Annotated in this window: 11 protein-coding genes; 6 read left to right on the top strand and 5 right to left on the bottom strand. The window is 28.9% G+C overall.

Annotation, left to right across the window (positions count from 1 at the left end):
* The first annotated feature begins 36 nt into the window (after positions 1-36).
* Both rpmB and ABXT39_RS06230 read left to right on the top strand, forming a co-directional pair.
* Positions 37-360 (top strand): 50S ribosomal protein L28, encoded by a 324-nt coding sequence (gene rpmB / locus ABXT39_RS06235; protein ID WP_415278128.1) that lies wholly within the window; start codon positions 37-39, stop codon positions 358-360.
* Positions 360-914, top strand: coding sequence for a queuosine precursor transporter (locus ABXT39_RS06230; protein ID WP_415271687.1), 555 nt, complete (start codon positions 360-362; stop codon positions 912-914). The genes rpmB and ABXT39_RS06230 overlap by 1 nt, the downstream gene beginning before the upstream one ends.
* Here the strand turns inward: ABXT39_RS06230 and speB are convergent.
* From speB to ABXT39_RS06215, 3 genes are read right to left on the bottom strand one after another with little or no spacing between them, the layout of a single operon-like run.
* Positions 911-1,786, bottom strand: coding sequence for an agmatinase (speB, locus tag ABXT39_RS06225; RefSeq protein WP_415294866.1), 876 nt, complete (start codon positions 1,784-1,786; stop codon positions 911-913). The genes ABXT39_RS06230 and speB overlap by 4 nt on opposite strands.
* A gap of 2 nt (positions 1,787-1,788) precedes the next feature.
* Positions 1,789-2,832 carry a 1,9-bis(guanidino)-5-aza-nonane synthase gene (locus tag ABXT39_RS06220; protein WP_415294865.1) on the bottom strand — a complete coding sequence of 348 codons (1,044 nt, stop codon included), beginning with the start codon at positions 2,830-2,832 and terminating at the stop codon, positions 1,789-1,791.
* A complete protein-coding gene (locus ABXT39_RS06215; RefSeq protein ID WP_415294864.1) occupies positions 2,832-4,010 on the bottom strand; it encodes a type III PLP-dependent enzyme in 1,179 nt (392 codons plus the stop codon). Before ABXT39_RS06215 ends, ABXT39_RS06220 begins: the two co-directional genes overlap by 1 nt.
* A gap of 146 nt (positions 4,011-4,156) precedes the next feature.
* On the opposite strand from ABXT39_RS06215, the gene ABXT39_RS06210 reads away from it, so the two are divergent.
* Positions 4,157-4,720 (top strand): ActR/PrrA/RegA family redox response regulator transcription factor, encoded by a 564-nt coding sequence (locus tag ABXT39_RS06210; protein WP_415294863.1) that lies wholly within the window; start codon positions 4,157-4,159, stop codon positions 4,718-4,720.
* On the opposite strand, the gene ABXT39_RS06205 is transcribed toward ABXT39_RS06210, so the two are convergent.
* Together ABXT39_RS06205 and ABXT39_RS06200 are read right to left on the bottom strand one after the other, a co-directional pair.
* Positions 4,713-5,264 (bottom strand): biotin transporter BioY, encoded by a 552-nt coding sequence (locus ABXT39_RS06205; protein WP_415294862.1) that lies wholly within the window; start codon positions 5,262-5,264, stop codon positions 4,713-4,715. The genes ABXT39_RS06210 and ABXT39_RS06205 overlap by 8 nt on opposite strands.
* 32 nt (positions 5,265-5,296) lie before the next feature.
* On the bottom strand, positions 5,297-6,226 hold the full coding sequence (locus ABXT39_RS06200) for an ABC transporter ATP-binding protein (RefSeq protein WP_415294861.1): 930 nt from the start codon (positions 6,224-6,226) through the stop codon (positions 5,297-5,299).
* Between the two features lie 50 nt (positions 6,227-6,276).
* Here ABXT39_RS06200 and polA point away from each other — a divergent pair, with 50 nt between their 5' ends.
* The 3 genes from polA to ABXT39_RS06185 are packed head-to-tail and all read left to right on the top strand — an operon-like array spanning position 6,277 to position 11,347.
* Complete coding sequence (gene polA, locus ABXT39_RS06195) at positions 6,277-9,051, top strand: DNA polymerase I (protein WP_415294860.1); 2,775 nt, start codon at positions 6,277-6,279, stop codon at positions 9,049-9,051.
* Positions 9,052-9,101: 50 nt separating this feature from the next.
* On the top strand, positions 9,102-9,809 hold the full coding sequence (locus tag ABXT39_RS06190) for a response regulator transcription factor (RefSeq protein ID WP_415294859.1): 708 nt from the start codon (positions 9,102-9,104) through the stop codon (positions 9,807-9,809).
* Positions 9,809-11,347: a sensor histidine kinase gene (locus ABXT39_RS06185; protein ID WP_415294858.1), complete on the top strand. Its 1,539-nt coding sequence runs from the start codon at positions 9,809-9,811 to the stop codon at positions 11,345-11,347. The genes ABXT39_RS06190 and ABXT39_RS06185 overlap by 1 nt, the downstream gene beginning before the upstream one ends.
* Positions 11,348-11,380 lie beyond the last annotated feature (33 nt).

The raw sequence follows: 11,380 nt of genomic DNA, 5'->3' as shown, positions 1-11,380 counted from the left end.
AGGTCACTAACTCATCTTATATAGTCACTAAATATTATGTCTAAAAAATGTGAATTAACCGGCAAAATACCTATGAAAGGTCACAATGTTAGTCATGCTAACAATAAGACTAATAGAAGATTTTTACCAAATTTAAAAAAAACAAAATTTAAAAGTGAACTTTTAAAAAGAAGCTTAACTTTAACAGTTAGCAATGCAGGTGTTAGATGTGTTGATAAAAAAGGTACTTTTGATGAATTTTTAAAGACTGCAAGAAATAAAAATATATCACCAAGATTAAAAAAATTAAAAAAAAGTATATTAATTAAGTCACCATTCGTTAAAAAAGCACCCAAAGTATCCCCCAGCAAATCAGCTTAATGAAAAAGTTTTTTATACTACTCTCATTTATAATGGGAGTTGTTGTTTTAACTTCAAATTATTTAGTACAATTTCCAATCAATTATTATGGTTTGGAAGAAATATTAACTTATGGAGCTTTTAGTTATCCAGTTGCATTTTTAATTACAGATTTAGCTAATAGATCTTATGGCAAGGTTGTAGCTAGAAAAATTGTTTATGTTGGTTTTATTATAGGGATTGTATTTACTCTTTTCTTTTCAACAAATTTTGCCGACTTAATTTCAGTCAGAATTGCTATAGGTTCAGGCACAGCATTTATGGTTGCGCAGCTGTTAGATGTTCAAATTTTTGACTATTTAAGAAAAAAGAAATGGTTTGTTGCTCCATTAACTTCATCGTTAATTGGGTCTACAGTTGATACATTTTTATTTTTCTCCATCTCATTTTACGCAACTGGAATACCATGGGTTACTTTATCTCTAGGTGACTTAGCGGTTAAAATATTTGTTGCTTTAGCAATGTTAATTCCATTCAGATTATTATTGGGAACTCTTAAAGCTTCAAAAGCTTAGTATAAAAATTTGTACGATAAAATTTTATAAGCAAGTTTTGCTACAAGAAAATTGTAAGAATTAAAACCTTTTATAGGTGAAAGTTCATTTATATCTGCACCAACAATATTAGAGTTCTTAGCAGCTATCCGTATAATATTTAAAGTTTCATCCCATAATAGCCCACCTGGTTCAGGTGTACCTGTTGCGGGCATTATACTTGAATCTAAACCATCAACATCAAATGTTAAATAAACTATTTTATTCTTTATCATTTTTTTAAATTTTTTTAAGTCCCATTTACTTTTGTCTTTTGCCCAAAAGATATTAATTCTAGATGAGTTTTTTTTTAAGAATGGTATTTCGTTTTGAGATATATTTCTGATCCCAAATGAAATTATTGAAACATTTTTATGATCAAGACATCTCCTAATAGCTGAAGCATGAGAAAATTTTTCTCCATTATAACTCTCCCTTAAATCTGCATGTGCATCAAAATGTAGTAGGCATATTTCTTTGTGTTTTTTTACAAATGGAGCAATACATCCGGGTGTTATTGAGTGTTCCCCACCAAAAGTGATTGGAAATAGTTTTTTATCTAATATTTCTTGATTTATATCTGACATCTTTTTAAGAGCTTTTTTAATGTCTTTATCAATTTTAAATGGTTTTAAAGTTTTAATTCCAATTTTTTTGTAGGGTTCACAATGTAATTCTTCATCATATAATTCAACTTGATGTGATGCTTTGATAATTTCTTTAGGGCCATTACGAGTGCCACCACCATAACTTACAGTTTTTTCTAAACCAAATGGAACAACTACTACTTTTTCCTTAAAATTAACATCATTGTCAATTCCTAGAAACCCGTTTTTATTAGAAAGATATTTCAATTTTATTTAAATATTTTTGAGAAGTTTTTTCTCGTTCTATTTTTCCAGTCACCTTTATGATAAGCATCACTTGCAATCAAAGGAAGGACACTTGTTGCTTCTGCAAAAACCATTTGTTCTTTTGCAATATCCACTTTACCCCAAGAACTTGCTTCTTTTAATGTGGAGCTACTACAAGCACCATCCCTAGAATCTGCCACTGTAATTTGCACTGCATACTTATGCATCTCAACCTCTTTTCCTAAAAGTTCAGCACAGATAACAGTATCTTGAACAAAATTTTTTGGTACTCCTCCACCAATCATAAATAAGCCAGATCCTTTCGATTGAATCTTTATTTCAGTTAATTCACGAAGTTCTCTAATAGAATCTATCGTAATATGGTTTTTAGGATTATTTTCTTGGTGAGTGACCAATCCAAAACCAGCACTTGAGTCTGTAAATGCGGGACAAAAAATGGGAACATCATTGTCATATGCTGTTTCAATTAAAGAATCTTTTTTTTTAGAATTTTTCTTTAAATATTTTCCCATTTCATAAATAAACTCTCTTGATGTATAGCTTCTTGGATCAAGTGTATCTGCTATTTCACATATTTTTTGATCACATTCCTGTAACTCTTCTTCATCAATATATGTATCGTAAATCCTATCTATATAATTTTTTCTTAATTCAGCGTCATCTTGAAACTGTGAACCTTGGTAATGTTTAAAACCTAAAGCTTCAAAAAAATCCATATCAACTATTGAAGCTCCTGTAGCAATAATTGCATCAACCATATTATATTTAACTAAATCTTTATAAATATTCATACATCCTGCGGCAGAAGTTGACCCAGCAAGCGTTAAAAAAATTGTGCAATCCTTATCTTGAATCATTTCATTAAAAATATTGGCTGCATTTGCTGTTTCTCTTGAAACAAAAGACATTTTTTCCATTGAGGAAATTATTTTCCTTGCATCAAACGAAGTAATATCGATGTGTTCAACTGGATTTTGTAAGAAGCTTTTTTTGCTATTATGAGTTAAATTTTTGTTTTCTGACATTAAGCAACTAATATACCTTTATTGCTCTCTTTACCATATAACGTCATTATAGGTTCGTCTTCTACTTCATAAATTTCATTAGAATAAAAACCATTAAATTGAGTTCTGAAAGTTAGACCGTAGGCCCCAAGTTGACCTAGCTCAATATAATCATTTTCCTTAATATTATTTGGAAGTAGAAATGGTCCCTTCATGTAATCCATACTATCACAAGTAGGGCCATAAAAATCAAAAGCAGTTAGTTTTTTTGATATTGCTTTTCCACTTTTAATCAAACGAGAAGGGTAAACTATGTTTGGTGTACCCGCATCAAAAAGAGTTCCATACGTTCCATCATTTATATAAAGTTTTTGTTTTTTTCTAAGATTTACTCTTACAATTGATGATCCACTTTCTGCAACTAATGCTCTTCCAGGCTCACATAATATTTCAGGAAGTTTTTCCAACTTTAAATTTGATAAACCTCTTTTTATTTCTTCAAAATAATTATCCAAAGATTGAGGTACAAGATCTGGATAAATTGTAGGAAATCCACCTCCAATATTAATATAATCTGGAATAATTTTAGTTTTTTTTATTATATTTCCAATGTCTGCAATCCCTTTTGTATATGAAATAGGATGCATGCATTGAGATCCAACATGGAAACTTAAACCTATTTTTTTTGCATATTGCTTTGTTAATCTCAATAAAGCGGTCGCCTCAGATATGGACGCCCCAAATTTTGTTGATAAATCTATTTCAGCATGCTCATTTGAAACGGCTACTCTTACAAATAATTCAAGGTCTTTTGCCTCGTTAGTTGTTTCAATAATTTTTATTAATTCATCTTTAGTATCAAGGGAAAAAGCTTTAACATTATAATTAAAATAAGCTTCTTTAATACTTTCTCTACTTTTGACTGTATGCATATATGAACATTTTGCATAAGGATTAATTGCTCTTATATCTTTAATTTCTTGAATAGAGGCTATATCAAAGTTCTCAATCCCACTTTCAACTATTGTTTTTAGTACTTCAGGATGTGGGTTAGTTTTTACTGCATAAAGCACTTTACCAGGAAATTTATTTCTAAAATACGTAGAAGCTAATTGTATTGATTTTTTCCTAATACAATAAATAGGTTTTTCTGGCTTTAGTTGATTTATAAGATCATCAACTGTTTTAAATTTTTGCATTATGTCTCCAAAAAAAATTTAATAAAAAAAAGTTTTTAAAAATACTTAAAAACTTTCATATAAATTATGCAGTTAAGGCAATAGTTAATTAATGTAAAGTAAATAATAGGTGTTGAAATTATTAGATAAGGCACCATATTAGTTGTATGGCTGAACTGAACAATTTAAAAAAACTTGCTGATTTTGACAATAAAACCTTATTAATTGTTGATGATGACAATCCTTTCAGAGACAGGCTTGCTAGAGCAATGGAAAAAAAAGGGTTTGAGGTTTTTCAAGCTGAGAGTGTACAAAAAGGAATACTATCTGTTAAAGAAAAAAAACCAGGTTTTGCTGTTGTTGATCTTAGACTAACTGATGGAAACGGGCTTCGAGTAGTAAAACAAATTCAAATTTCTAATCCAAATAGTAGAATTATAATGTTAACAGGATATGGAAATATTCCAACAGCTGTAGCTGCGATTAAAGAAGGTGCAATTGATTATCTTGCAAAGCCGGCAGACGCAGATGATGTTGAGAAAGCATTGCTAGCTGATCCAGAGAAAAAAGCTGAACCACCAGAAAACCCTATGTCAGCTGATAGAGTTAAGTGGGAGCATATTCATAGAGTTTTTGAATTATGTAATAGAAATGTATCTGAAACTGCCAGAAGACTTAAAATGCACAGAAGAACATTACAAAGAATTTTATCTAAAAGATCTCCTAGATAAATTTTCTAAATTTAATAATTTTTTTAGCTAATATACTTAACAAACAAATCTTAAATAATTCAGCTAATAAGAATGGTGTAACTCCTAACTGAAGAATTGGTTTGTCCCATCCAATTAAAGTTCCCAACCAAATAGCTCCAAATACATAGATTACTGAAACAGAAAATATTAATTTTCCAAAAATTATAAAAATATTTTTATTAAAATTTAAATAGCCTGTAAGAAAAGAAGCAAATAAAAACCCAATTAAATACCCCATTGTTGGACCAGTAAAATAAACTATCCCAACACCTTTTTCTGGTGAGTTAGAAAATACTGGCATTCCTAGAATACCCTCTAGAAGATAAACTGCTACAGATGCTAGACCAATTTTATATCCAAAGGCAATTCCCAAAAATAGAACTACAAATGTTTGCATTGTCATAGGTACAGGATAAAATGGTATTTTTAATTTAGCTGAAATAGTCAAAGCCATTGTGCCTATGAAAATTAGAATAAATGTTTTTAATACTTTTTGAATTGAGTTTGTTTTTAATAGATCCATATCTACAAATTACTATTTATTAATGTGATAATCTAGTTTTTTATTAGTCTTAAAAAAACATCTTCTAAATCACCATCGTCAGTTGAAATATCTATAATTTTGACATTATTTTTCTTAATTAAATTAATTAATTCTTCCATATTAATTTTACTTTTTTCATAAGAAACACAAACCTCATTATTTAAGTGTGAGACTATTTTTAAAGATTCTAGATCATTTTCGTTAATATTAATCTTCATGTCAGTTTTAAAGGTTACTTTTTTGGTTTGAATTCTATCTAATAAATTTTTAGTGCTGTCTAGAGCAACAATATTTCCTTTATTTAATATAGCTATTCTTCCACACATTTCCTCAGCTTCCTCAAGATAATGAGTTGTTAGAATGATAGTTACACCAATTTCATTGAGTAATTTTACATTTTTCCATAAATTCTGTCTTAACTCCACATCAACACCAGCTGTAGGTTCGTCTAAAATAACTATTGGTGGCTGATGAACTAAAGCTTTAGCCATTAGCAACCTTCTTTTCATTCCACCAGATAAACTTCTAGCATAACTGTTAGCTTGTTTTTCTAGGGATACTAATTTTAGAATCGTATCTGTAATTCTATCTTTTTCTTTAATTCCATAGAGGCCAGATTGTAACTCTAATAATTTCCTTGGACTAAAAAATGGATCAAGATTTACTTCTTGAGGCACTATTCCAACCGAAGCTCTAACTTGTCGTGGGTTCTTATCTAGGTCAAAACCCCAGACATTTACTTGTCCTGCTGTTTTTATCACTGTTCCTGCTAAAATATTTATAAATGTTGTTTTCCCAGCACCATTAGGACCCAGAAGACCAAAAATTTCTCCTTCTTTCACGTCCAAGTTTAAATCATTTAATGCGAGATTATCTCCAGTCTGTTTACTTGAATAAATTTTTTTTAAGTTTTTAACAGAAAGTATATTTTTTTGCTCCATGCGTGTTAATACATTTATAGTATTTAAAATTATTAAGATAATATTATTTAATGGATAAAATTAAAAAAACAGATCATTTTTATTTAATAGATGGTTCGGGTTATATTTTTAGAGCTTATTACGCATTACCACCTCTAACTAGAAAAAGTGATGGTTTACCTGTTGGTGCAGTTAGTGGATTTTGTAGCATGCTATTTAAACTATTAGAAGATTCAAAATCGAATGAAAATCTTCAAAAACCTACACACTTTGCAGTAATATTTGATGCAGCTAGAAAAACTTTTAGAAATGAAATTTATTCAGATTACAAAGCAAATAGATCAGAAGCCCCAGATGATTTGGCACCACAATTTGAATATATAAGAAAGTCTGTAGTTGCTTTTAATTTACCATCTATAGATCTTCCAAATTATGAGGCAGATGATTTAATAGCTACTTATGCAGAACAAATTATAGCAAAGGGTGCGAAAGTAACAATAGTCTCTTCAGATAAAGACTTGATGCAATTGTATAGAAAAGACGTTCGTATATTCGATCCAATGAAAAATAAATTTATAACACCTGAAGATATAATAACCAAATTTGGAGTGGGTCCAGAAAAAGTTATTGATGTTCAATCCTTAGCTGGGGACAGTAGCGATAATGTTCCGGGAGTTCCAGGCATAGGTGTTAAGACTGCAGCAGAACTAATTAATAAATATGGAACTTTAGAAAAATTGTTAGATAACGCTCAAGAAATAAAACAAAATAAACGAAGAGAAACACTTATAGAAAATAAAGATAAAGCAATAATTAGTAAAAAATTAGTTACACTAATGAAAGATGCTCCAGTTGAAAGAAAGATAGAAGAATTTAATCTAAAGGAGATTGATAAAGATAAGCTATATAAATTTTTACAAGAAATGGAGTTTAATAGACTTCTTAGCTCTGTCATTTCTGCATATGGTGAGCCTGAACTAGGAGAAATAGCAAGAGAGACAAAACCTGAAAAAAAACAGCAAAATATAAGTAATAAAAACTATCATCTCATCACTAATGAAAAACAAATAGATGAGTGGATTAACGAAGCAGAAGAAGCTGGAGAACTAGCAATTGATACTGAAACTAGTTCACTAGATGCACATCAAGCTGATTTAGTGGGAATTTCATTAAGCACTAAAATCGGTAAAGCTTGTTATATTCCAATTGGTCATAAGTTTAAAGGATGTTTAAAAAAAGAAGCTGTAATTAAAAAATTAAAACCACTCTTAGAAGACAAGAGTGTAAAAAAGATTGGTCAAAATATTAAGTTTGATTTTATTGTCTTGTTTAAACAAGGGATAATTATGAATTCTATGGAAGATACGATGTTGATGTCTTATGTATTAGATGCTGGAAAAAATAGACATAACATGGATACCCTTTCCGAGATCCATCTACAGCATAAAACAATTTTATTTAAAGAAATTGTTGGCACAGGCAAGAAAGAAATAAATTTTAGTGATGTAGAGTTAGATAAGGCAATGGAGTATGCTGCTGAAGATGCTGATATTACTTATAGATTATACAAAATATTCAGTAAAAATTTAAAATTAGAAAAATTAACTAACATTTACGAGATCTTTGAAAAACCTTTAATTAAAATATTAGCATTTATGGAAATTGAAGGAATAAAAATTGATAATAAATTTTTAAAGGTGTTGTCTGAAAAATTTGAGAAAAAAATCAGTAAACTAGAAAAAGAAGTTTTTAAAATTTCAAAAAAAGAATTTAATATTGCTTCACCAAAACAATTAGGTGAAATTATTTACAATGATTTAAAGATTGCCGTACTTAAAAAAACTAGAAAAGGAAGCTTTGCCACAAACGCGAGTGTGTTAGAGGATTTAGCATTTAAAGGACATAAATTTCCTAAATTAATTCTTGACTGGAGACAGGTATCTAAACTTAAAAATACTTATTCAGATGCTTTACCTGAACATATTAATCCAACCACTAAACGAGTTCATACTTCATTTTTATTGGCAGCAACAACAACAGGAAGGCTAGCTTCCAGTGATCCAAATCTACAAAATATTCCTATTAAATCGGATGATGGTAAAGATATAAGAAAAGCTTTTATAGCAGAAAAAGGGTTTACATTAATATCTGCAGATTATAATCAGATTGAAATGAGAATTTTAGCTGACTTGGCAGAAGTCAAAGAGCTGAAAAAAGCGTTTAGTAATGATGAAGACATTCACTCTCTTACAGCAAGCCAGGTATTTAATGTTGATATTAAAAAAGTAGACCAAGACTTGAGAAGGAAGGCCAAGGCCATTAATTTTGGAATAATTTATGGTATTTCACAATATGGTCTTGCAAAACAAATCAACGTTTCAAATCATGAAGCAGATGAATTTTTAAATGCTTATTTTCTAAAATTTCCTGAAATAAAAATTTATATGGATAATACAATTAAGTTTTGCAGAAAAAGTGGCTATGTAAATAATATTTTTGGTCGAAGGTCCCATTTTAATGGAATTAATGATAAAAATTTCAATGTAAGAAATTTTCAAGAAAGAGCAGCTATCAATGCCCCCATTCAAGGGTCAGCATCTGAAATCATGCGACTTGCAATGATTAGACTTAACAAAAAATTTGAAAGTATTAAAAATAATAAATCAAAAATATTATTACAAATTCATGATGAACTAATTTTTGAGGTTCCGGTAAAAGAAGTTAAAAATATAACTGAAATAATCAGGGATGAAATGACAAGTGTTACAGAAAGTGATTTACACACTTTTTCAACACCATTGACGGTAGACGTGAATACAGGGGACAATTGGGGAATACTTCATTAATTTATCTCCATTGCCTAAATTAGAACAATTTAGTATTTTTAAAGTAGATTATGCAAACACAAACAATAGCTCTTATTGATGATGATAGAAATATACTCACAAGTATAAGCATAGCTCTTGAAAAAGAGGGCTTTAAAGTTCAAACGTACATTGATGGAGAAAGTGCTTTAATTGGGTTAACTAGAAATCCACCAGATCTTGCTGTTATAGATATAAAGATGCCAAAAATGGATGGCGAAGAACTTTTAAAAAAGTTAAGAAAAAAAACTTCCTTACCTGTAATTTTTTTAACTTCAAAAGATGATGAGATAGACGAACTGTTAGGCTTAAAGTTGGGTGCAGATGATTTTATAAAAAAGTCAGGAGGTTTTTCCATTAAAGTTTTAATAGAAAGAATAAGGGTTCAACTTAGAAAAAAAGATACTAATAATAATCTTGAAGACACAAAAAATATTATTTCACATGGGAAGCTAAAACTTGACCCCTCACAACTTGAATGTGAATGGGATAGCCAGCAATTACCAGATAAACTTACCACTACAGAATTTTTAATAGTTAAAGAATTAGCAAAGAGACCAGGAATCATAAAAGAAAGAGCTCAGCTTATGGATATTGCTTATCGAGAAGATACGGATATTGAAGATAGAACTATTGATAGTCACGTTAAAAGAATTAGAAAAAAATTTAAAAAAGTTGACCCTGATTTTACAGCTATAGAAACAAGATATGGCAGTGGATACAGATGGAACGTTGGCTAATGTTCATCAATTTTCTAAAAAGTTTATCTATATTAAAAAAATTTTTATTTATTAATTTAGTTATTTTTTTAATTATAGGGTGTTTAACAGTTCTATACATTAGCAATGCAAAACCTAATTTAATAAAAAATAAAACATCCAAGCATATTCAGATAATTAACAATACAATTGAGCATATTTTAAGATTAAATATAAAATTTGAAGAAGAGGATATTAGAAGATTTTTATTTTCAACAAGATTTTTATTTCAAAATCTAGACAGAGTTATCTTATTTGATAATCAATTTAATTTAGTAGGTGATACTGATACACTAGATTTAGATCCAAGATCTTTTTCTAGCAGGCTAGATATAGTCGAGTTAGAAATTTTAGATAAAGAAAAAAGTAAAAAAATTGTAGAAACAAAAAATTTAAATAAAGAAAAAACTGTTTCACTTAAAGATGTTCTTACTAATTATTCGTGGTCAAAAGATTATGGAAAACCCTTTACCTTTACTCAGGAAGGTTATGATCAGTTTTTATTAACAACAGTTAAAAACATAAGATTGAATGGAGTTAATATTGGATACCTAGTAATCACTGAAAATGCAAATGATGTTAAATCTGCTATTGATGAAAGAAAAACATTTATTCTAAGAACAGCAATATTTATAATTATAGTAATATTTATATTCTCTTTTGTTTTAAATAGATATTTTCTTAAGCCTATAAAGAACTTAGTAGCGTATACAAAAATTATAAAAGAAAAGAGTAAAAAAAAAACAAATATTAATGAACTTAAAAGTAGAAATGATGAGTTAGGAACTTTGTCAAATTCGTTAGATGATATGACAAGTGAACTTCAAAAAAGAATTTCACATGCAGAAAATTTTTCAACTGACCTTGTTCATGAGATAAGAAACCCTCTAACATCATTAAAAAGTGCTTCAGAAATATTGAATGAAACTGATGATCAATCTCAAAGAAGTAAATTAATTAATATTCTTAATCATGATATTCAAAGAATTGAAAGATTGATTACTGATTATTCTCAAATACTAAAAGATGAGGTTGCATTAAGTAAAGAAAAAATGAAAAAAATTAATCTCAAGTTAATTGCAAGGTCTGTAGTAGATGATTTTAATAATATTTATGAAGCAAAAAGAGGGATTAAAATAATATTAAATGATCAAGATGATCAAGAAGAATATTTTATCAATGGAATAGAAAATAGAATTGAACAAATTATTGCAAATTTATTAGATAATTCAATTTCCTTTAGTGAGGACAATAAAGAAATCTTAGTTGAAATTTATAAAGGAGATAAAGACAAGACTATTTTAAAAGTTATTGATGAAGGTAAAGGATTTAAAGAAACTGATACAAAAAAAATATTTGATAGATTCTATAGTAATAGACCAGATACCTTTGGTGAACACTCTGGTTTGGGGTTAAATATAGTAAAAAATCTTGTTGATCTTCATGGCGCTACTATCAATGCCTCAAACAATGTCCCTCAAAAAGGTGCAAATGTTGAGATTGTCTTCCCTAAAGTCTAATCATAAGTTGATTAATTAAATTTTTATTGTATA

Source organism: Candidatus Pelagibacter sp. Uisw_113 (genome assembly GCF_047717815.1).
Lineage (GTDB): Bacteria > Pseudomonadota > Alphaproteobacteria > Pelagibacterales > Pelagibacteraceae > Pelagibacter.
Note: the sequence above shows the minus strand (reverse complement) of the source record. Positions and strands in the feature narration are given on the sequence as shown.

What these genes read in the sequence shown, in the direction of transcription:
- polA (WP_415294860.1), top strand. Translation starts at nt 6,277, where the DNA reads ATGGATAAAATTAAAAAAACAGATCATTTTTATTTAATAGATGGTTCG.
- ABXT39_RS06190 (WP_415294859.1), top strand. Translation starts at nt 9,102, where the DNA reads ATGCAAACACAAACAATAGCTCTTATTGATGATGATAGAAATATACTC.
- ABXT39_RS06185 (WP_415294858.1), top strand. Translation starts at nt 9,809, where the DNA reads ATGTTCATCAATTTTCTAAAAAGTTTATCTATATTAAAAAAATTTTTA.
- ABXT39_RS06205 (WP_415294862.1), bottom strand. Translation starts at nt 5,264, where the DNA reads ATGGATCTATTAAAAACAAACTCAATTCAAAAAGTATTAAAAACATTT.
- ABXT39_RS06200 (WP_415294861.1), bottom strand. Translation starts at nt 6,226, where the DNA reads ATGGAGCAAAAAAATATACTTTCTGTTAAAAACTTAAAAAAAATTTAT.
- rpmB (WP_415278128.1), top strand. Translation starts at nt 37, where the DNA reads ATGTCTAAAAAATGTGAATTAACCGGCAAAATACCTATGAAAGGTCAC.
- ABXT39_RS06215 (WP_415294864.1), bottom strand. Translation starts at nt 4,010, where the DNA reads ATGCAAAAATTTAAAACAGTTGATGATCTTATAAATCAACTAAAGCCA.
- ABXT39_RS06230 (WP_415271687.1), top strand. Translation starts at nt 360, where the DNA reads ATGAAAAAGTTTTTTATACTACTCTCATTTATAATGGGAGTTGTTGTT.
- ABXT39_RS06220 (WP_415294865.1), bottom strand. Translation starts at nt 2,832, where the DNA reads ATGTCAGAAAACAAAAATTTAACTCATAATAGCAAAAAAAGCTTCTTA.
- ABXT39_RS06210 (WP_415294863.1), top strand. Translation starts at nt 4,157, where the DNA reads ATGGCTGAACTGAACAATTTAAAAAAACTTGCTGATTTTGACAATAAA.